Consider the following 21,902-nt stretch of genomic DNA (forward strand, 5'->3'; position numbering starts at 1 on the left):
GGGTCCCTCCTTACTGCGCCTGCACGCGCAATTCCGCTGCGCTGCGGCTTTGGTGACCCAGCAGAGAGCGAACATCTGCCGCTTTAGGTTTCACCAGATAGAATTTACTGATCCATTGTTCGAAGTCAGCCAGAATCTCCTGCGCCCTTACTGAGCCTGTCAGTTCAAGGTGTGCATCAATCAGACCACGCAGGTGCTCCTGATGAATCGCCAGGTTGTCTAATGAGATGGCTTCGACCAACTCCGGATTGACACGACCAGAAAAGTCACCACTTTCATCCAGTACGTAGGCAAATCCGCCTGTCATCCCGGCACCGAAGTTGACGCCAGTGCGACCGAGAATGGCAACGATGCCGCCAGTCATATATTCACAGGCGTTATCACCCGCCCCTTCGACAACAGCCTGCGCACCTGAGTTACGCACTGCAAAGCGTTCCCCTGCGGTACCCGCAGCAAAGAGTTTGCCTCCGGTAGCACCGTAGAGACAGGTATTACCTACAATCGTAGATTCGTGGCAGACAAACGCTGAACCGACAGGTGGCTTAATAATGATTTTACCGCCCGCCATTCCTTTACCGACGTAATCGTTGGCATCGCCTGTAAGCGTCAGGTTAACGCCCCCGGCATTCCATACCCCGAAGGACTGGCCTGCTGTTCCCTGAAAATGAATATCAAGCGGGCTTGCTGCCATACCCTGATTACCATAGCGTTGAGCGATGGCGCCTGAAATACTTGCACCTACTGAACGGTCGGTGTTTCGGATATCAAGGAAGGCTTTTGCAGGCTGACGTTTCTCAATCGCCTGCTCAAACGTTTCCAGCAAAGTATGGTTGAGATGCGCCTTATCAAATGGTGCGTTAGGCTCACTCCAATATACTGTTTTGCCCTCAACAGGCGTCGGGCTGACCAGAATACCGGATAAATCCAGTTTCAATTGCTTGGCACTGAAGCCATCGATGACGTCTAGAAGATCAGTGCGACCAATCAGGTCAGTCAGCTTTTCGACGCCAAGCTGCGCCATCAGCTCCCGGACTTCCTCACCGAGACCGATGAAGAAATTCATTACCTGCTCTGGCAACCCTTTGAAGTAATCTTTACGCAGGGTATCGTCCTGAGTAGCAACGCCAGTCGCACAGTTATTCAGGTGACAAATACGCAGGTATTTACATCCCAGTGCCACCATAGGTGCGGTACCAAAACCGAAGCTTTCAGCTCCCAAAATGGTGGCCTTGATGATATCTAGGCCAGTTTTAAGACCACCATCGACCTGAAGACGAATTTTATGACGCAATCCGTTACTCACCAGTGCTTGCTGTGTTTCGGCAAGACCCAGCTCCCAAGGGCTCCCTGCATATTTAACCGATGTCAGCGGGCTGGCACCTGTACCGCCGTCGTAGCCGGAAATAGTAATGAGATCGGCATAGGCTTTGGCGACACCCACGGCTATTGTGCCGACACCGGGTTCTGAAACCAGTTTTACCGACACCAGAGCTTTTGGGTTGACCTGTTTGAGGTCGAAGATCAACTGCGCCAGATCCTCAATTGAATAAATATCGTGATGAGGCGGTGGAGAAATCAGGGTCACTCCCTGTACCGAGTGACGCAGACGAGCGATTTCTGCTGTGACTTTGTGGCCGGGCAGCTGTCCGCCTTCACCGGGCTTGGCACCCTGAGCAACCTTAATCTGCAGAACATCTGCATTGGTCAGGTAATGTGGCGTAACACCAAAACGTCCCGACGCAATTTGCTTGATACGAGAGTTTCGCTCTGTATTGAATCTGCGTGGATCTTCACCACCTTCACCGGAGTTGGAGTTACCTCCAAGGCGGTTCATCGCAATTGCCAGTGCCTCATGCGCTTCAGGGCTTAATGCACCAATTGACATGGCGGCGGAGTCAAAACGTTTGAACAGTTCACTGGCTGGCTCGACGTCTTCCAACGGCAATGGGGATTCAACCGGATTTAGTGCCAGTAAGTCACGCAGTGAAGAGACCGGACGCTTATTCACTAACTCGGCGTAGGTCTTGTAATCAGTTTGCTCACCAGACTTAACTGCACTTTGCAGATTATTCACGACGTCCGGGTTGTAGGCGTGATATTCACCGCCATGGACATATTTTAGCAAGCCGCCGTGTTCCAGTGGCTTGCGCTTCAGCCATGCCCGGCGTGACAAGTTGATAAGATCCTGTTGGAAATCATCAAAGTCGGCACCCTGAATACGGTTGGTGACGCCTCTGAAGCAAAGGTCGACAACGTTGTTGTTTAGGCCGATAGCTTCAAACAGCTGTGAACAGCGATAAGAGGCAATGGTTGAAATGCCCATTTTGGACATGATCTTAAACAGACCTTTATTGATACCGTTGCGGAAATTGAGCATCGCACCGCGATAATCTTTATCAATAACCGCAGTATCGACCAGCTTGGCGATTGACTCATAAGCCAGATATGGGTAGACGGCGGTGGCACCAAAACCAAGAAGTACAGCGAACTGATGAGGGTCACGCGCTGAACCGGTTTCAATGACAATATTCGCATCACAGCGCAGGTTTGCATCGACCAGACGCTGTTGGACTGCGCCCACAGCCATCGCGCCCGGTATAGGCAGTTTGCCTTTGCTCAGCACTCGGTCTGACAGCACAACCAACACAGTGCCGTCTCTCACAACCTGCTCAGCTTTGTCGCACAAATCTACAATGGCTTCTTCTAGCCCTTTTTCTTCAGGGTCATAGTTGATATCTAGGATACTATTGCGATAGTGCTCTTCATCAAGTTCGAGTAACTGAACCATGTCCGAGTACAGCAGGACCGGACTCTTGAACGCAACACGTTGTGCGTGACCGTCGGTCTCGCTGAACACGTTCATTTCCCGGCCAATACAAGTAGCCAGCGACATCACGTGATTTTCACGAAGCGGATCAACAGGCGGGTTGGTGACCTGTGCAAACTTCTGTCGGAAATAGTCCGCGATGTTACGCTCTTTCGACGACAGGACTGCCATTGGGGTATCGTCCCCCATGGAGCCTGTTGCTTCTTGTCCAATGTCGCCCAATACGCGAAGTACCTGATCGACTTCTTCTACAGAGACACCAAACTGTTTTTGATAAACCTGAAGTTCATCATCTTCCATGCTGCGCTGGCCAGTTGCGTCTTCCATTACCATGTCTTCGAAAGGCACCAGTCGCTTGACATGCTGTTCGAGCCACTCGGCGTAGGGATGACGGTTTTTTAACTCGTTATCAATGTCTTTTGAGTGCCAGATTTCGCCTTCAAAAGTATCGATGACCAATAACTCTCCCGGTCCTACACGACCTTTTTCCGCCACTTCATCCGGTGCGTAATCCCAGATACCCACTTCAGACGCCAGAGTAATGAGTTTGTCTTTTGTCACCACATAACGGGCAGGGCGCAGGCCATTTCTATCGAGATTACAGGCAGCGTAGCGGCCGTCTGACATTACGATACCTGCCGGGCCGTCCCACGGCTCCATATGCATGGAGTTAAAGTCGTAAAATGCACGAAGAGCTGGATCCATGTCCGGGTGGTTTTGCCATGCAGGTGGTACCAGCATCCGCATTGCTCTGAACAGATCCATACCGCCTGACAGGAAGACTTCCAGCATGTTATCAAGACTGGATGAATCAGAGCCTGTTTCGTTGACGAAAGGCGCAGCCTCGCGCAAGTCAGGTAACAGAGGAGAGCTGAATTTATATGCTCTGGCTCTCGCCCATTGACGGTTGCCCTCTATGGTATTGATCTCACCGTTGTGAGCGAGGTAGCGGAAAGGCTGGGCCAGTGGCCACCTTGGCTGGGTGTTCGTTGAAAAACGCTGGTGGAACAAACAAATCGATGACTCCAGCCGTAGATCTGCGAGGTCTAGATAGAACCTTGGCAGATCTGCTGGCATACACAGACCTTTATAGACGATTGTTCGGGTTGAAAGGCTAGCAATATAGAAGTCCGAATCGTCAGAAAGTACTTTTTCGACCCTGCGACGGGCGATATAAAGGCGACGTTCGAGGTCTCTGGCTCGCCATCCGGCGGGCGCGTTGATGAAAACCTGCTCGATAGAAGGCAATGAGCTTTTGGCTATCTCTCCCAACACATCAGGGTTGGTAGGTACCGTTCTCCAGCCAACAGTAGATAGCGTTTCTGCCTGAATTTCCCGCTCGAAACTCTCTTTGGCAAGTTGGGCTTTAACAGGATCAGCACTGAGGAAAATCATGCCAACGGCATAGAGCTTACTCAGGCCCCAATTATTCTCTTCCGCAACGATGCGGAAAAAGGCGTCTGGCTTCTGAAGCAGAAGGCCACATCCATCACCGGTCTTACCGTCGGCGTTAATTGCACCACGGTGAGTCATTCGGTCCAGGGCGGTAATGGCGGTGCGAACAAGCTTGTGACTTGTTTCACCTTCGGTATGGGCAATAAGGCCAAACCCACAGTTATCCTTTTCCAGCTTAGGATCGTACAGCGACATTGCAATTCTCCCTTGCGACTGCCTATGGCAGTTACTGCATTTTTGCGACACTTTTTGATAGTGCCTTTAGTCTCTCTAGTTCAACACGTTATCTAGAATTTATGGTTGGGTCAAATTTCTCTCACATCTGGAACACTTTTCTCTGTAGTAGTCATATATGTTGAGTTTAGGACTATTTTATAGTGTTTTGTCGTGATTTATTTTGATTAAAAGATGGGTTTTAGCCCGATTTTAACGAGGTTACGTGGAGTTTTCTTATTGTTTTGACGATGTTACCTGATTAAAAAAAGCTAACGTCAAAAAGCCAGCCCTCGGGCTGGCAACGTAAACGTTTGCGTTGGTTTTATTTTCAAGCGCTAATCATCAATGAGTCATCAATAGATTCGAGATTACTACTTCCCATCAGGAATATATCTACTGCTCTTGCACACTCGCGCCCTTCATTGATACACCGAACAACCAATGACTGTCCGGTACGCATGTCGCCTGCGGCAAATACGCCTGTCTGGTTAGTCTGAAAGTGCTGCGTTGCCACATTGCCTCTGTCATCCAGAGCTATATTTAACTGTGCGAGCACGCCAGTTGGCTCAGGGTGAAGAAAACCCATAGCCAGTAAAGCCAAATTACAGGGCAAAACCCGTTCGGTACCTGCGACCTCCTCAAATTCAGGCCGCTGGCCGGGCTCAGTATCCTTCCAGACAATATCGGCGATTCTCAACCCTGTCAGGTTACCATTATTGTCGCCAATAAATTCCTTGGTCAATATGTTCCAGTGACGTTCACAGCCTTCCTCATGTGAGGAAGAAGTCCGTAAAATCATCGGATATTGTGGCCACGGCATATTAGTAGGGCGTTTTTCTGGTGGTATCGGCATGATCTCAACCTGAGTGACGCTTGCTGCGCCATGTCGGTTCGACGTACCGACACAGTCAGACCCTGTATCACCGCCTCCAATCACCACGACATGTTTGTCAGCCGCGTGAATTGGCTCTGCTTTCAAAGCCATATTATTGGCTCGGCGATTATTCTGAGCCAAAAACTCCATCGCAAAGTGGACGCCTTGATACTCTCTGCCCGGAATGGGGAGGTCGCGCGGTACCGTTGAGCCGCCGGTTAACACAATAGCATCGTATTCGGCCTGAACGTCTGCCGCGTTGATATCGACGCCAATATGCGCATCGGTAATAAACTCGATACCGGCCTGTGCCATCAGGTCAATTTTACGGTCGATGATATTCATCCCGAGTTTGAAATCTGGGATGCCAAAACGCAGCAGACCTCCCACCTTTTCATCCCGTTCAAATACCGTCACTGTATGGCCTGCACTATTGAGTTGCTCGGCCGCTGCAAGCCCTGCTGGACCCGAGCCAATCACTGCAACCTTTTTTCCTGTCCGTGAGGTGGGAGTTTTAGGTTTGGCGTACCCATCTTTGTAGGCCCGTTCGACAATGGTTTTTTCGATGTTACATATAGTGATTGGGTCTTGGTTAATACCTAGCACACAAGCACTTTCACACGGAGCCGGGCAAATGCGGCCAGTGAACTCAGGAAAGTTATTGGTGGAGCTCAAGATGTGCCAAGCTTCTTCCCAGCTGTCACGGTATACAGCATCGTTAAACTCAGGAATGATATTCCCGATAGGACAACCGCTGTGGCAAAAGGGCACTCCACAATCCATGCAGCGCGACGATTGCTCATTAATTTTACCGCCAAACTCTTCGTTGAGAACAAATTCATTATTGTCCTGAATTCGGACCTCAGGCTGTACCTTCCCCGGCAACTCACGGCCAAATTCAAGAAATCCTGTTGGCTTACCCATTGATTGCCTCCACTTTGTCCATGTTATCTGCCGCTGCTTTGCGGGCTTCCAGCACTGCTTTGTAATCTCGTGGCATCACTTTTACGATGTGACGTAGGTTTTTCTCAAAGTTGGCCAGAAAGGTCTCTGCCACACTACTGCTCGTCAGTTGATAATGCGCGGTGATTTGGGTCCTCAGTCGTTCAATATCCTGCTCGTCGAGCGGGTCAATATCGACCAGTTCAGGGTTTAGCTTGTGCTTGAAGTCTTTGAACTGATCCCAGACATAAGCGACACCGCCGCTCATCCCGGCAGCGAAGTTACGTCCAGTCGAACCGAGGATAATCGCAACGCCACCTGTCATGTATTCGCAACCATGATCGCCGATGCCCTCTACCACAACACTGGCTCCAGAATTGCGCACGCAGAAGCGCTCACCCGCAATACCACGGATATAGGACTCACCGGAGGTTGCGCCGTAGAAACAGACGTTTCCAACGATAATATTATCTTCGGCAATCAAATCACTGTTGCGGTCAGGGTAAAGCACCAGCTTGCCACCGCTTAAGCCTTTGCCCCAATAGTCGTTGGCGTCGCCCTCGACAGTAAAGACCACCCCTTTTGTCAGGAAGGCACCAAAACTTTGTCCCGCTGAACCTCTGAAGTTGACTCGCATTGGCTTAGGCAGACCATTATCCTGATAGGTTTTGCAGATCTCATTAGACAGCATGGTGCCTGTGCTGCGATCCAGATTGGTGATTGGGAAAGATGCTTCGACTTCCTCACCGTGGCTAAGAGCGTTGGAGGCTGCTTTGATCAGCTTGCGATCCAACACAGTATCCAGACAGTGATCCTGTGAGCGTTGGTTGTGCATGCCATCAGTCTCTCTTGGAAGTGCTTTATGAAGCACAGCAGACAGATCAAGATGCTGATATTTCCAGTGGCCGATGTCCTCTCGGGGCTTGAGATGCTGAGACTGACCGACCATTTCATCAATGGTGCGGTAGCCCAGTTCAGCCATAATTTCCCGTAGGCCTTCAGCCATGTAAGTGAAAAAGGTCACTACATCCTCTACACGGCCAGCAAAGCGTTCGCGCAAGGTTTTATTCTGGGTCGCAATACCGACAGGACAGGTATTCAAATGACATTTACGCATCATGATACAGCCCTCGACAACCAGTGCGGCAGTCGCTACACCCCATTCCTCGGCACCGAGCAGAGTGGCGACAGCAAGGTCTCGCGGCGTTTTCATCTGTCCATCCGACTGCACTACGATTCGGTTACGTAATCCATTTTTCAGCAGGGTCTGATGGGTTTCTGCCAGTCCCAGTTCCCACGGCAAGCCCGCGTGTTTGATAGATGACACGGGCGAGGCACCGGTTCCGCCATCGAAACCTGCAATTAACACCACATCGGCTTTGGCTTTTGCCACACCAGAAGCGATGGTTCCCACACCTGCCTCAGACACCAGCTTGACGTTCACTCTGGCTTTGCGATTGGCATTTTTCAGGTCATGGATCAGCTGCGCTAGATCCTCAATCGAATAAATATCATGGTGAGGAGGAGGAGAGATCAGGCCAACCCCTGGTGTTGAATGCCGGGTTCTGCCAATCCAGTCATCGACCTTGTGGCCGGGCAGCTGACCGCCTTCGCCAGGCTTGGCTCCCTGCGCCATTTTGATCTGTATTTCGTCGGCATTGGTCAGGTAGTAAGATGTGACGCCAAAGCGGCCTGATGCCACTTGTTTGATGGCTGAACGCTCCCAGTCGCCGTTGTCTCTCTTTACAAAGCGTGCCGGGTCTTCACCGCCTTCACCTGAATTTGATTTTGCGCCAATGCGGTTCATCGCAACCGCTAGTGTCGAGTGTGCTTCGTAAGAGATTGACCCAAAACTCATTGCACCCGTTGCAAAACGCTTGAGGATGTTTGAGAGTGGTTCGACTTCATCCAGTGGTATTCCACCTGCAGGGTTCGCTGCAAATTCAAGCTGGCTGCGTAGCGTTGCTGCTTTGTCTCCCTGGCGATCAACGGCCTGACAATATTTTTTAAACTGGTCGTAATCTTTATTGCGGGTAGAGTTTTGTAATAAATGTATGGTGGTCGGATTGAATAGGTGTTTCTCTCCCCGTTGTTTCCACTGATATACACCGCCCACATCCAGTGTCTGAACGGGTATTTCACGGGTAGGGAAGCCAAAGCGGTGCCTGATCAACACTTCCCGGGCGATATCGTCAGCAGACAGTCCTTCAATGCGGGATACTGTGCCCGTAAAATATTTGTCTACGACAGTTTTGCTTATTCCCAGCGCCTCAAAGATTTGAGCGCCATGATAAGACTGTATCGTGGAGATCCCCATCTTTGAGAAGATCTTGAGCAGGCCCGCATCAATAGCTTTGCGGTAGTCATTAAACACGTCATCAGGTTTGAGGTCGCCGCTAAGTTTGCCGATGCGTTGCTGATCAACCAAGGTTTCAAACACCAAGTAGGGGTTGATGGCATTCGCACCAAAGCCAATGGCTGTTGCGAAATGATGCGTCTCACGGATATCACCGGTTTCGATGATTAAATCCGCATTCGCTCGCAGGCCCTTGCGGATGAGGTGGTGATGAACTGCGCCGACGGCAAGCATTGCAGGGATTCCTGCATGATCTGCATCTACGCCTCTGTCACTGAGAATGAGCAGCACGTTCCCTTGCTCGACTGCCTGTTCAGCGAGTTGACACAAGGAGTCAAGTGCCGCTTCAAGAGAACCGTCTTCTCCGTTTGCCACAAATAGGATCGGCAAGGTTTTTGCAGAAAGGTGCGTTGGCGCGTTATGACGAAGCCTCTCGAGTTGACTGTTACTCAGCACCGGACTGTCGATTTCAATTTTTGCACAATGCGCTGGTGTCTCGGACAACAGGTTGTGGTCTCTACCGAGATAATTTTTCAGCGACATGACCATACGTTCACGGATCGGATCGATCGGTGGGTTGGTAACCTGTGCGAACAGCTGCTTGAAGTAATTTGAAAGATGTTGTGACTGATGGGATAAAACAGCCAGTGGCCAGTCAGCTCCCATCGATCCCAGCGCCTCTTTTCCTTCCCGGAACATTGGCAGCAGGATATCGTTGACCTCTTCAGAGGTGATGCCGAAGGCTTGCTGTTTATGCAGCAGCGCGTCCGGTTGTGGCTGGCAATGCTGGTATTGCGGGCTGGGTAAGGCATCCAACGCAAGCATATTGTCGTTCAGCCACTGCTGGTATGGCTGTGCAGAGGCAATTTCTGTTTTCACCTCTTCATCTGAAATAATCCGGCCCTGCTCCAAATCTGCCACAAAAATGCGTCCGGGCTGCAGGCGACCGCGGTAGTGGACATTGTCAGGAGCGACGTCAACGACGCCAGTTTCTGATGCCATGATCAGGAAATCGTCTTTGGTCACTGTGTAGCGACTTGGGCGCAAACCATTTCTGTCCAGTGTTGCGCCTACTTTGACACCGTCAGTAAAGCATAATGAAGCAGGTCCATCCCAAGGCTCCATCAGGTTGGCATGATACTGATAGAAGGCCCTGCGTTTGGTGTCCATCGCCGGATTTTCTTGCCAGGCCTCTGGGATCATCATCATGAGTGCGTGAGGGACGCTTCTTCCCGAGAGCACTAGTAGCTCAAGTGCCATGTCGAAATTTGCCGAATCTGAAGCAAGGTTCTGGCAAACTGGCAGCAGCATACTCAGCTCCTGTTCACTGAACAAATCTGAGCTAAGTATTGCCTCTCTGGCTTTCATCCAGTTGATGTTGCCGCGTACTGTATTGATTTCACCGTTGTGGGCGACATAGCGGAAGGGTTGAGCCAAGCGCCATTTAGGGAAGGTGTTGGTCGAAAAACGTGAATGAACCAAAGCCAGCGCTGTGGTCATCATTGAATTCTGTAAATCGAGAAAATACTGTGGGACTTGCTCGGTAGTCAGTTGTCCTTTGTACACCAGAGTTTTGCATGAAAAAGAGTTGATATAAAAGTCGTCACCAATCTCTGGTACGTTTTCAAGGCATTGCTTGATAGTGAAGTTTCGAACAACAAACAGCTTGCGCTCCAGCTCATCGGCAGTCATTTCACCGCCTCCGGTGACAAAAGCATGCTCAAACTGCGGCTCGGTGCTCAGCGGGTCATCACCTATCATACTGTTGTCTGTCGGCAGGATCCGATATCCCAACACCGTCAGGTTTAGCTGTTGTGCATTTTTTTCAAAAATAGCCCTGCACTGATCTCGCTTCGACTTGTCCTTGGAAAACAAAAACACACCGACGCCGTATTCATTTATGTCGGGTAATGCAATGCCATTTTCTGCTGCTGCATGTAGTAAAAAGTCATGAGGTTTTTGCAGGAGAATGCCCGCGCCGTCACCACTGCAGGGATCGCAACCCTGACCGCCCCGGTGTTCCATCCGAGCCAGCATATCGAGTGCCTGAGTGATGATTTGATGGGATTTCTGATTTTTAAGATGGGCTACGAAGCCAATACCACAGGCGTCATGCTCCATTTCAGGCACATAGAGTCCCTGACTATGCTGCATTGTTTTAGTCATGCTTACGTCCTTCCAGTTGACACGAGAGTGAGTAACACCCTCGTAATCCTTGCTTATGCCTATTGATGGCATATTTTTATTGATTTTTTATTGTTGCCCCTTGGTTAGAAATTGGGGCCAAAAAAAGACTGGGGTCAATGCCAGCCTTGGTCTGCGTTTTGATGCTTGATTAATTGGTGGGTGTGCGCATTTTTTCTTGGCTAATTGCTCATCACCATGTTCAAAAATGCTTCCGACATTGCGTAATTGTTATGCACAGACACTTTCATCCTACATATTTAGTAATTTAATTACCACACAAAATTGGTTAAAAAATGCACGCGCTATTGTTTTTATTGATTTTTAATGTGTTTTTATGCCCGCTTTAACGACTAAAAATGCTTAAAATATGAATTTTATTTCCTCTGGTGTTGTTAGTGTTATGACAAGGGGTATGATATTTTTTGTAAATAACTTTCATTGGTGTCATATGTCTCTTTTAATTTTCTTTTGGTTTGTTTTTGGGTCAAATAACGAAGATATGTTAGCTTATCAGTACAAAAGCCCCTGAAAGCAGATGGTGATAGAAACAGTTATTGCGTCATTAACTTGTCAGAGCAAAGGGAGTAATGACGTGAAATTGACGTGTTTCGCGCAAAATACAAAGTGGCTCGCCGAAATCATTAGAAAATATATGAGAATTTTGTTTACCACGTATGCTAGTGGCCGAATCTGGATATCTGGACTTTTTAGAAGGTAACTTGGGTTGCAATGACTATTTTTGACTGGCTCTTACTATTGGTGACCCTGTTGTCAGGTGCCGTTATCGGCGCGCTGTGGGTACGGCGTCATCGCATTATTGAAGAGAAAACCTGGCGTCAGTACTTATCAAACCTATCAACCCCTAAAGCAATCGCTTATGCCGATAGCGGAGAAATCTTTTTCGCTAATCAGAGCAGTATCAGAGGGTTTGAGTTACGTTTCGAGCAAGGGATTCACCGCTTCGATAGTGAAGATGAGCAAACCAGCTTCAGTCGTTTTATTCGTATGCAGCCGTGGCCTAAATGTTTTGCAAATGCGTCCATTGATTTTGGTCACCACACCGCTTCCAATCAGTCAGTTGTAGATGTATCGGGCCTCCCTCTCTGGATACGGGGTAAAAAAGCTTGGGTACTGACACTGGATATCAACCCAAGAAACAGCCAGCCCGATCCCTTCTTTCACAGTGGCAATCAAATCATGCGCAGTGTTATTGACGCGTTGGCAGAGCTGGTGTGCTTTCAGAATCGAGAAGGCATGATTGTCGGTACTAACCTCGCTTTTGATACTTTCTGGAGTAACCGCCAAGAAGAAGGTTTATTTTTTGGCTCCGGACTGCCCGAAGGGCGGCGGACGGTGCAAAACTGGGTGACAGACCCGTCTGGCAACAGTTGCCTGCTTGAAACCAGTCAGACCCTGATACGAGGCGATCAGGGGCAGATTCTTGGTTCATTGAGTATCAGCCATGACGTGACTAACTGGCATATGATGCAACAGGTGCTCGAACACGAAATTGAAGCAAGACAAACCGTTGAACAAGAGCTGAAAAAGCGTAGCAACCTGTTGGAGTCTATTTTTGAGGCCAGTGCCGACCCTATCGGGATGTTCAATGAGCATTATGTTTATCTTGGAGCCAACAAGCCTTATGCAGAGGCTGTTCAAGCTAATACAAGTGAACTCGAGGGTAAGCGTGCAGAGGATATTATTGAGCACGAAATTCTCTCTCAAAACAAGAGACTTGAAGATCAGGTACTGGCCACGGGTGAGCCCGCAAGATATGAGGATTTGGTACTCAGACAAGACGGCAGTCAGGTTTGGTATGAGGTGACAAAAACGCAGTTCAAGGATCCCGTGGATGACACCTTGGGTGTGTTGGTGATAGCACGGGACATTACCGAGCGAAAAGCGACACAGCAACAACTGGCTGATGCCATCATGGAACTTGAGGAGCTGAGCTTCGTCGATAGCTTGACTAAGGTTGCAAATCGTCGGAGCCTCGACGAAAAGCTGACGAAAATGTGGTCGTCTCATGCCAGGGATAAGCAACCACTTTCGTTGATATTGTGCGATATAGATAACTTCAAAGCTTACAACGACAACTATGGTCACCAGAGCGGTGATAAGGCATTACGCGCGGTAGCAGGGTGTTTCCAACGGGTAGTGAGACGACCTCTGGACTTTGTTGCCCGCTACGGTGGCGAGGAGTTCGCGATTCTGTTGCCAAATACGCCGACAGAGGGAGCCGTACGTGTTGCTGAAAACATCGCTGAATCGTTAAGACAGGAGAATATTTTGCATGAATTCTCTGCCCTTTCTGATCGCATGACCCTGAGTCAGGGCATTGCAACACTGATCCCGGAGCCCAGTCAGGATTACGGAATGCTGGTTGAGTTGGCCGATACTGCAATGTACCGGGCGAAGAATTCGGGTAAAGCTAAAATAGAGTGCGCAACTGAAGTATCAATACCTGATGCTGAACCAGTGATCTGACCATCTCAATCATTAGATATATATTCATTTCCAGCCTTTTTTAAGTCAGGCCGTACCGCTATGATAACGGCAGCATTGTTATCAGGTAGTACCAATGAGACAAATAAAAATCCTCGCGCAATATTATGTTGATCTGCTAGTTAAGCTCGGGATCATCCGTTTCAGTCTTTTGCTGGCACTTGCTCTTGTCGCACTGGCGGTGGTCGTTCAGGTCGGGATCACGCTAGTTATCAATGGCCATGTTGAAAACATTGACCTTGTCCGTTCTGTCTTCTTTGGTCTCCTTGTTACCCCTTGGGCTGTTTATTTCTTATCGGTCGTTGTCGATCAGCTTGAAGAATCACGCCAGCGTCTGTCGAAGCTTGTTTTTAAACTGGAAGAGATGCGGGCGAGAGATTTAGATCTTAACCGCAGGCTAACGGAAAATATTGACCAGCTAAATCAGGAAATTGAAGAAAGGGAACGAGCTCAGGAAGCGCGTGAGATGGCGATGCGTGATCTTGAAAATGAGGTCAAACAAAGAGAGCACGCCCAGATGGAGCTGGCCGAACAAACTCAATTATTGCGTTCATTTCTCGATGCATCCCCAGATTTGATTTATTACCGCAACGAGCAGGGCCAGTTCTCTGGTTGCAATCGTGCAATGGAAGAGTTGCTGGGTAAAAAGGAAAACGAACTGGTAGGCCTCACTCCCTGGGATGTTTACAAAGAATCTATTGCTGCCAAAGTGGTCGAAACTGACAAACAGGTTTTTGACGGCAATATTTCGCTGACATATGAGCAGTGGCTGGAATATACCGATGGGCGGAAAGCTTACTTTGAGCTGCGTAAAGTCCCCTTTTTCTCCCGCGATGGGCGCCGCTTGGGTCTGGTTGGTTTCGGCCGTGAGATCACTGAGCGTAAGCAATATCAGGATGCGCTCGAAAAAGCCAGTCGTGATAAAACTGCATTTATTTCAACAATTAGTCATGAATTACGTACACCACTTAACGGTATCGTTGGATTGAGCCGTATGCTGCTGGAAAGCAAGCTCAATGATGAACAGCGCGGCTACATGAGAACGGTACATGTCAGTGCTATAACGCTAGGTAATATTTTTAACGATATTATCGACCTCGATAAGTCTGATCGCAGCAGACTTGAATTGCTACCACAGCCACTCGATCTGCCAGACTTTATTACTGAGATCGAAAATATCAGTGGCTTGATGGCTGAACAGAAAGGCCTACGTTTCTCTCTTGATCGACTTACGCCGTTGGTGGGCCAAATTGATGTTGACGCTACCCGCCTACGTCAGGTGTTATGGAACCTCGTCGGTAACGCTGTGAAGTTCACCAAAGAAGGGTGTGTGAACGTGATGGTGAGCTGTGATGTCATTGATGAGAAGGCTGAGCTGACATTTGAAATTGAAGATAGCGGAATCGGTATACCTGAGACAGAAATCGATAAAATCTTTGCCATGTATTATCAGGTTCAGCAAGGTGAAGACAATTTGCACGCTGTGGGTACTGGGATTGGACTCGCCGTTTCCCGAAAACTTATCCGATTGATGGGCGGTGATATTACTGTCGTGAGTGAGCAGGGGGAGGGAAGTACGTTTACTGTCACTTTGCCTGTACCGGTCATCGAGGTGCCAGAAACTGAAGAAAATGCTGATTTACCCAACGTTGTCCCGCTCAACATCCTGTTGGTAGAAGACATCGAGCTAAATATTACCGTTGCATCAAATCTGCTGGAAAGTATGGGGCACTCTGTGACCGTTGCTCGTTGCGGTAAAGAGGCGTTGGAGACCTTCGACGCCAAGTCATTTGATTTGCTCTTGCTTGATATTCAATTACCAGATATGACTGGTTTTGACATTGCGACGACCCTTCGTCAATCGGGTAAAACGCTCCCTCCTCTAGTCGCGTTGACGGCTAACGTGATCAAGGATAAAAACCACTACACAGAACAGGGCATGGACGATGCGATAAGCAAGCCGATTAACGTAAAAGTCATGGATCAGGTGATTAGACGCTTTGCAAAAGTGACAACTGAGGAGATTGTTGTCGCTGAGGAGGTAAAACGCCCACCGGGTGTTGAAGACACCTTATTGGATCTTGAAATGCTGACTTCTTATGTTGATATTGTGGGTGCTGAGCCTGTCCTCCAGAGCATTGTCATGTTTGAAGAGCTGATGCCGGAATATATCAAAATATTAGACAGCAACATGGCAGCGAAAGATCAGGAAGGTATAACCAGCGAAGCACACAAAATCAAAGGCGCTGCTGGTTCGATTGGTCTCAAGCATATCCAGAAAATAGCACAGAAAGCGCAGTCACCAGAGTTACCTGCTTGGTGGGAAAATATTGGTGACTGGGTTGATGAAATAAAAGACTGCTATCAGCAGGATATTGGCGTGCTGAAAAACTGGCTGGCTGACCACACAGGCCATGAAGAAAACCGTGCATAGCGTGCTTGATGGTGAGTCGAGGCAGCTCTGCTCATTTTTAATCAAGTACTGACTCTCGCAGTGACGACGTCTGCGCAATAAAAAAAGCCTGCAAATGCAGGCTTTATGTTTCTCGGCGATTCACATTACGCGCGTTTACGCATCATCTAAATTACCGCAGAAACGGTAACCTTCACCGTGAATGGTAGCGATGATTTCAGGCGTATCACCGTGAGACTCGAAGTGTTTACGTATACGACGAATCGTTACGTCAACAGTACGGTCATGTGGCTTCAGCTCTCGTCCTGTCATCTTCTTCAGCAAGTCAGCACGGGTCTGGATTTTACCCGGGTTCTCGCAGAAGTGCAGCATGGCACGGAACTCAGAACGAGGAAGCTTGATCAGCTCACCTTCAGGAGTGACCAGAGAACGACTGTTGATCTCCAGACTCCAGCCGTTGAATTCATAACGTTCAACAGAGCGTTTCTCTTCTGACGTCTGACCACGGGTCATTGCACGTGTAAGCAAGTTGCGGGCACGGATAGTCAGTTCACGAGGATTGAACGGCTTGGTGATATAATCATCTGCACCGATTTCCAGTCCCAGAATCTTATCAACTTCATTGTCACGCCCAGTGAGGAACATCAATGCCATATCTCCTTGCTCACGAAGTTCGCGCGCCAGAAGAAGGCCGTTTTTACCGGGCAGGTTAATATCCATAATAACCAGATTGACCTGATTGTCCGTCAGTAGGCGATGCATTTCCTCGCCATCATTGGCTTCGAGCACTGCGTAGCCTTCGGCTTCGAAGATACTTTTCAGCGTATTTCGGGTGACGTGTTCGTCTTCTACAATCAGGATGTGAGGGGTTTGCATTGGCGTTACCTAAATTTCTGTAAGGAGTTCGGTATATAAATTCGTAAACATTGTTCAATTGGCGAACAAATAGTGCCGATAAAGGAGTATTTCAGCGGTCAGTTCGCTTATTCACCTTGACCTGCTTTGCGCCGTCCTTAGAGAAGCTAATTGCAGATGATATGTTGATACTGCAAGCGACTAACAACTTGCTAATCACTGTTAAATCCTTTGGATGCTGTTGATTGTATTCATTTAACAGCGTGCTAACAATCATTTGTCGTAATTTGAGGTAAATTTTTTTCTGTCTGATGCCGTTATCGTCAGTGTTTGTATGAAAAAAAAGACGAAGACAAAATGGCGTCGAATTAAAACTTACGGTAAATCAACGGGCTTTATTTGTCATACCAAGTGGCAGACATCATACGGGATGAAAACATGTCTGATAAGACAGAACTCTGGCAATTCTATCAAATGGTGAAGTTCGAGGCGCTTGAGCCTATAAATTTTCGTCGATTCGGTGTGATAACAGCCTGTAATCCGGGCAGTGAACCATTAAGTGATGCTGTGAATGCGCAGCGTAATCGAGATATGGTCGCTGAATTTATCACCAAAGGTTGGCGGTATATGGCGGTAAATGTAGGCTCTCCAGATATGACATGGTGCGAGCCCAGTTTTGTGGTTGAAGCGTCACAAGCTGACCTCCATCGGGTATCAAAAAAAACGCAGCAAAACGCCTACTACTGGGTAGATAATGGAATGCTTATTTTAGTGCCTGTGAATCTTGCCCCCGAGTTTCAGCCAGTCGTCATTGGGCGCTTTGAGCACAGCGTGGTCGAATCAATGAAATAGAGAGAGCGGAGAGAGAGTAAATGATAGGGATATTTGTTGCCGGGCTTGTTCTCGTCGCTTTACTTTTCTTCGTTACGCACAAATATCCATTTTTTGGTCAGATGTCATTGCGTGCTTCCAAGGCGGTGTTGGCAACATATTTTGGTTTTCGCAAAAGGCACGTCCAACTCAGTGAGCAATCCTTGTGTTTTTATGAGTCCAAAGAGTCAGAGGGAAAGCCGGTTCTGCTGATGATTCATGGCTACAGTGCAGATAAAAGTAACTGGTTGTACTTTGCTCGCCATTTTACCAAAGACTACCACATTGTTATTCCTGATCTTGCTGGTCATGGCGAAACCGGTTTTCACTCAGACTGGCGCTACACTGTCGACGCTCAGGCAAAACGTTTAGATGAGTTGATAACAGCATTATCTCTTGGAGAGGTAAACCTCATAGGCAGTTCAATGGGAGGGATGATCAGCGCTTTTTACACCTCACATTATCCACAACGAGTTAAAAGTACCGTCTTGTTCGACCCCTCTGGTCTGAGAGAGCCTCTACCAAGCAGGAGAATGCAGATATTGCTATCGGAAAACCGCAATGTATTCGAGATACATTCTCAGCAGGATTTTGATGAGTTTTATGCGTTAACAATGTCTAAACCGCCTTGGCTTCCGATGTTTATGAGAAAAGCCGTCGCGATAGAATATCAGGATAGAAGGGATCAGCTTCGTCAGATTGGTATGGATTTCCATCTTCACTTTATTGACGATGAGGTCGTCAGGATCACTCAGCCGCTACTTTTAATATGGGGCGATGAAGACCAGATTATTGATAAGAGCTGTGTTGATGTCTGGCAGGGATACCTCCCTCATATTAATGTTGAAATATGGCCCGGTATTGGTCATTTGCCTATGCTGGAGGCTCCTAAAATGAGTGCTGACAGAGTCAGAAAATTTTTACAGCAGGGAGCATAATGAGACACGTGAATGCTTCATTGTTGCGGTAACATTGAAATTAAATCAGCTGGCGACTGATATTACAGGATGTAAGGAATAACTAATGGACAATTTTGTAGGGAATACGATGACAGATCTGCTACCGGACATCAGTGACGAACATGGCGACAAGGTTCGCTGGATACCCCAGCAATGGCTTGATTATGGTGGCAACCCAGCATTTCACGGCCGTGTCGAGACGCTTCGTTGCTATGAGGATAATACCAAGGTACGTGAAATATTATCAGGGCCCGGAGAAGGAAGGGTTTTGGTCATCGACGGTCACGGTAATCTAAACAAAGCGTTGCTGGGCGATCAGCTTGCAGAGCTTGCTGTTAAAAATGGATGGAATGGCATTGTAGTGAATGGCGCGGTGAGAGACGTATCTGCACTCAGCACCATGGATCTTGGCGTTAAGGCCATGGGAGCGTGTCCAATCAAAACGGAAAAACGCGGTGCAGGAGATAGGGATGTATCTCTGCGGATAGCAGGGATGTTGGTCTCTCCAGGTGACTATCTTTATGCTGATTTAAACGGGATTATGTTGAGCGAACATCCTGTAGATTTTGGTGCCGAGTAGAGAATATTTTTAGGTGCGTTACAGTTATATGTTTTTTTCTGAACGATATGCGCACCAACTATTTACGCCTCTATCGCCTCTTTCACTGTCGTTGGGGTGATTCCAGTTTTTTATATCTTTACTACTGGCTTTTATATCTTCACTACTAGAATTTCACATCAACACCAAACTGGTAAAGCGCGAAATCTTCCGATTTATCATTGAGGGAGTAGTCCAGTTTTGCTTCGAGATTCAGATTATCAAAGAGATAATATTGGGTACTCATGCCAATCACTCCGAGTGTGTTTTCAGCCCCCTTCGTCGCCTGTACTTGCCCTTTAAAAATTAAACTTTCATTGAAATTATATTCGATACCGCTCAGCAGACCTCGGGAAGATGACTGTGCACTGGCTGCCAGCCCCATCTCGGTGGCAACATAGACATTCACCTGTTTGACGATAGGAATATGGTACTCGGTGACCAGCGTCCAGCTATCGTATGCTGGCGAGAGGGTGTGAACGTCCCTTGAGATCCAAGGTTCTTTGAGAGCATCTGCAGCAGGATCATTGTTGACCACCGAATAATCACGCTCCAGCGCATAGCCTGACTTGGAAGCTAGGGTAAGAAGTATCAACAAGGGGAGAGCGGCAACCCAAAATTGTAATCTCATTGTCCTCCTCGCTTATTGTCTATATTTTTATTCGGATCTTCATCCTAGAACACTTAACTGGGCGTTGCGGTGCATTTGATAAAAAACTAGACACCAGTAGCAGTCTATACCGCAAATGCACTGCAACAACACGGTAATGTTTCTCTATCCAGTCCGAGCTTCCAAAGGATCGACAATACTCAGGCGACACCTCTCGCTGTAAGGGCGTACATCGTTAAACATACCCTGCTCGATGTTCTGTTGTAGTTGTTGCCAATAAGTGGCCGAGAACAAATCCGAATGAAGCTCCTCAAAGAGCGCCCTGACCTTTGGATTAATCAGGAGAAACGTACGGAATTCTTCTGGGAAAACGTCATTCTCTCCCACGCTGTACCAAGGCTCTGCTGCTAGTTCATCTTCGGGATAGCGGGCAGGTGGAATACGTCTGAAATTAACCTCGGTGAGATAGCTGATTTCGTCATAATCATAGAAGATCACCCGGTTATGGCGGGTAACGCCAAAGTTTTTAAATAGCATATCACCAGCAAAAATATTGGCAGCTGCAAGTTGTTTGATCGCATCTCCATATTCTTTCACTACCTCACGAAGCTCATCATCATTGGCCTGCTCCATGTAGATATTCAGCGGGATCATCCTTCTTTCCATGTACAGGTGACGGATCAGTACCTCAGATTCTGTCACTCTGACAATGGACGGTGCTACGTCTAGCAACTCAGTCACTAGCTCTTCAGAAAAGCGTGATCGAGGAAAAGTGAAGTTGCGGTATTCCAGCGTATCTGCCATTCGACCCACTCTGTCATGCTCTTTGACCAAGGTATATTTTTCTTTCACCGTCGCGTGGGTAATATTTTTCTGCGGGGCAAACTTGTCCTTGATGATTTTGAATACAAAACCGTATGATGGCAGGGTAAACACTGACATCACCATGCCTTTGATACCGGCCGCCGCTTCAAATTGATCGTCGGAGTTATCCATATGGCCAATGAATTCGCGATATAGCTCGGTTTTGCCATGCTTCTGGCAGCCAATTGATGTGTATAGCTGAGCGGGTGTCTTGTTTGGCATTAGCTGATTAAGAAAATCAACCAATGCGGCAGGAACAGGCGCATAAACCATGAAATATGATCGGGCGAAGCCGAAAATAATGCTGACATCATCCTGTTGGGTAATACAGGCGTCCACATAAAGCTCACCCTGTTCAGAGATAAGTATCGGCAACACCAGAGGGCGGGTCTGGTTAGCAAGTTCCATTCTGCCGATCAGATAAGCCCCCTTATTACGGAAAAAAGGCTCCCTTATCATGTCGAGCAGGAAATCATCAGTAAGTTGTGGGCCAAGGTTTTCCTGGAGTACATCAACAATCTGTTCTATGTCGGCTTCTTTGTTGCGCCATGGGAGCGTAAAGGGCGCATCATCGAGCAATTTGCCTATCGTAGATTTTAGGGAGTCTTTGCAGTGATAACGACGCAGGAGAGGTGTCGGATATTTGGGAATTCTTCCACCCTGAGAGCTGTTGACGAACAGTTTGTCGCGACGAATGTTTCTGTGATTGAAGATGCGGCAGTACACAGAGTTGAAGAAACTCTCGGCAATATCGTATCTCGGGTAATCATCCAGCAATTTGATATAGGCTGTTTTTACTGCCAGCAGGAAGGAACGGGTGGCGTGGCTTTTTCCGAGCATTATTCTCAATTGCTGGGTAACCAGACCTACATGGTGGTCGTAAAAGCTGATACGCTTTTTCAGCGCCTTCTGAACGTTTTTCCAATCCTGTTGCTCAAATCGCTCCTGCGCGCCTACGGTGACATCAAGAAAACGACCATACATGGCATCTGAGCCTTGAAGTATGGTCTGTGCGACTAACTCCTCCATTGTCACCGTCATTTATCCCCCTAAAAATGAAAATCTATTCACTTATTGTTTGTTTAACTATGTCCTGATGTTGCGACGATCGCAATACGTGAACCGCCCGGTTGTGACCAATTCTCATTTTTGGAAATTAAACTTTTTAAATATTGTTTTACGCAGTTTTTACCAACAAAACTTAAATTTTTATTGACCTTGGGACACTGATTGGGTAAACGTTATATAACTTGAAAGAGAAGATTGATAAATCAATGCAAACAACAGCCATCGCCACCACCATTATCATTATTACCAGCATTACCGGTGCAGGTGCGGGCTGATATGCACAGAATTCTTAAAAAAGGCCCG

Annotated in this window: 11 protein-coding genes and 1 other annotated feature (1 of these 12 cut by a window edge); of the genes, 5 read left to right on the forward strand and 6 right to left on the reverse strand. The window is 47.9% G+C overall.

Annotation, left to right across the window (positions count from 1 at the left end; translation table 11 throughout):
* Window positions 1–10 precede the first annotated feature (10 nt).
* The 3 genes from gltB (A8L45_RS12695) to gltB (A8L45_RS12705) form a co-directional block, all read right to left on the reverse strand.
* The gene (gene gltB / locus A8L45_RS12695) at window positions 11–4,477 is read right to left on the reverse strand and encodes a glutamate synthase large subunit (protein WP_068902826.1); all 4,467 of its coding nucleotides are present in this window, start codon (window positions 4,475–4,477) and stop codon (window positions 11–13) included.
* Window positions 4,478–4,826: 349 nt separating this feature from the next.
* Window positions 4,827–6,296: a glutamate synthase subunit beta gene (locus A8L45_RS12700; RefSeq protein WP_068902828.1), complete on the reverse strand. Its 1,470-nt coding sequence runs from the start codon at window positions 6,294–6,296 to the stop codon at window positions 4,827–4,829.
* Window positions 6,289–10,836, reverse strand: a complete 4,548-nt coding sequence (gltB, locus tag A8L45_RS12705) for a glutamate synthase large subunit (protein WP_068902829.1) — start codon at window positions 10,834–10,836, stop codon at window positions 6,289–6,291. The genes A8L45_RS12700 and gltB (A8L45_RS12705) overlap by 8 nt, the downstream gene beginning before the upstream one ends.
* 750 nt (window positions 10,837–11,586) lie before the next feature.
* Here gltB (A8L45_RS12705) and A8L45_RS12710 point away from each other — a divergent pair.
* Together A8L45_RS12710 and arcB are read left to right on the forward strand one after the other, a co-directional pair.
* On the forward strand, window positions 11,587–13,344 hold the full coding sequence (locus tag A8L45_RS12710; RefSeq protein ID WP_245680722.1) for a sensor domain-containing diguanylate cyclase: 1,758 nt from the start codon (window positions 11,587–11,589) through the stop codon (window positions 13,342–13,344).
* Window positions 13,345–13,438: 94 nt separating this feature from the next.
* Window positions 13,439–15,796, forward strand: a complete 2,358-nt coding sequence (gene arcB, locus A8L45_RS12715; RefSeq protein ID WP_068902832.1) for an aerobic respiration two-component sensor histidine kinase ArcB — start codon at window positions 13,439–13,441, stop codon at window positions 15,794–15,796.
* Window positions 15,797–15,931: 135 nt separating this feature from the next.
* Here arcB and arcA read toward each other — a convergent pair whose 3' ends face one another.
* Window positions 15,932–16,651 (reverse strand): two-component system response regulator ArcA, encoded by a 720-nt coding sequence (gene arcA, locus A8L45_RS12720; RefSeq protein WP_068902833.1) that lies wholly within the window; start codon window positions 16,649–16,651, stop codon window positions 15,932–15,934.
* Between the two features lie 417 nt (window positions 16,652–17,068).
* Between arcA and A8L45_RS12725 the strand changes: the two genes are divergently transcribed.
* The 3 genes from A8L45_RS12725 to A8L45_RS12735 all read left to right on the forward strand — a co-directional run bounded on the left by A8L45_RS12725 (window position 17,069) and on the right by A8L45_RS12735 (window position 19,039).
* Window positions 17,069–17,482, forward strand: coding sequence for a DUF3293 domain-containing protein (locus A8L45_RS12725; protein ID WP_068902836.1), 414 nt, complete (start codon window positions 17,069–17,071; stop codon window positions 17,480–17,482).
* A 20-nt stretch (window positions 17,483–17,502) separates the two neighbouring features.
* The gene (locus A8L45_RS12730; protein ID WP_068902837.1) at window positions 17,503–18,438 is read left to right on the forward strand and encodes an alpha/beta fold hydrolase; all 936 of its coding nucleotides are present in this window, start codon (window positions 17,503–17,505) and stop codon (window positions 18,436–18,438) included.
* A 109-nt stretch (window positions 18,439–18,547) separates the two neighbouring features.
* A complete protein-coding gene (locus A8L45_RS12735; RefSeq protein ID WP_068902876.1) occupies window positions 18,548–19,039 on the forward strand; it encodes a putative 4-hydroxy-4-methyl-2-oxoglutarate aldolase in 492 nt (163 codons plus the stop codon).
* 145 nt (window positions 19,040–19,184) lie between these two features.
* Here A8L45_RS12735 and A8L45_RS12740 read toward each other — a convergent pair whose 3' ends face one another.
* Both A8L45_RS12740 and aceK read right to left on the reverse strand, forming a co-directional pair.
* Window positions 19,185–19,688, reverse strand: coding sequence for a hypothetical protein (locus tag A8L45_RS12740; RefSeq protein ID WP_068902839.1), 504 nt, complete (start codon window positions 19,686–19,688; stop codon window positions 19,185–19,187).
* A gap of 144 nt (window positions 19,689–19,832) precedes the next feature.
* Window positions 19,833–21,572 (reverse strand): bifunctional isocitrate dehydrogenase kinase/phosphatase, encoded by a 1,740-nt coding sequence (gene aceK, locus A8L45_RS12745; RefSeq protein WP_068902841.1) that lies wholly within the window; start codon window positions 21,570–21,572, stop codon window positions 19,833–19,835.
* 239 nt (window positions 21,573–21,811) lie between these two features.
* Window positions 21,812–21,902 (forward strand) — a sequence feature (Thr leader region); it runs 26 nt beyond the window's last position.

This window comes from Veronia pacifica, assembly GCF_001707825.1.
Taxonomy (GTDB): Bacteria; Pseudomonadota; Gammaproteobacteria; order Enterobacterales; family Vibrionaceae; genus Veronia; species Veronia pacifica.

Bases quoted from the DNA above. Each gene is read 5' to 3' on its own strand.
- A8L45_RS12700 (WP_068902828.1), bottom strand. From the start codon at position 6,296: ATGGGTAAGCCAACAGGATTTCTTGAATTTGGCCGTGAGTTGCCGGGG.
- A8L45_RS12730 (WP_068902837.1), top strand. From the start codon at position 17,503: ATGATAGGGATATTTGTTGCCGGGCTTGTTCTCGTCGCTTTACTTTTC.
- aceK (WP_068902841.1), bottom strand. From the start codon at position 21,572: ATGACGGTGACAATGGAGGAGTTAGTCGCACAGACCATACTTCAAGGC.
- arcB (WP_068902832.1), top strand. From the start codon at position 13,439: ATGAGACAAATAAAAATCCTCGCGCAATATTATGTTGATCTGCTAGTT.
- gltB (WP_068902826.1), bottom strand. From the start codon at position 4,477: ATGTCGCTGTACGATCCTAAGCTGGAAAAGGATAACTGTGGGTTTGGC.
- A8L45_RS12735 (WP_068902876.1), top strand. From the start codon at position 18,548: ATGACAGATCTGCTACCGGACATCAGTGACGAACATGGCGACAAGGTT.
- A8L45_RS12740 (WP_068902839.1), bottom strand. From the start codon at position 19,688: ATGAGATTACAATTTTGGGTTGCCGCTCTCCCCTTGTTGATACTTCTT.
- arcA (WP_068902833.1), bottom strand. From the start codon at position 16,651: ATGCAAACCCCTCACATCCTGATTGTAGAAGACGAACACGTCACCCGA.
- A8L45_RS12710 (WP_245680722.1), top strand. From the start codon at position 11,587: ATGACTATTTTTGACTGGCTCTTACTATTGGTGACCCTGTTGTCAGGT.
- gltB (WP_068902829.1), bottom strand. From the start codon at position 10,836: ATGACTAAAACAATGCAGCATAGTCAGGGACTCTATGTGCCTGAAATG.
- A8L45_RS12725 (WP_068902836.1), top strand. From the start codon at position 17,069: ATGTCTGATAAGACAGAACTCTGGCAATTCTATCAAATGGTGAAGTTC.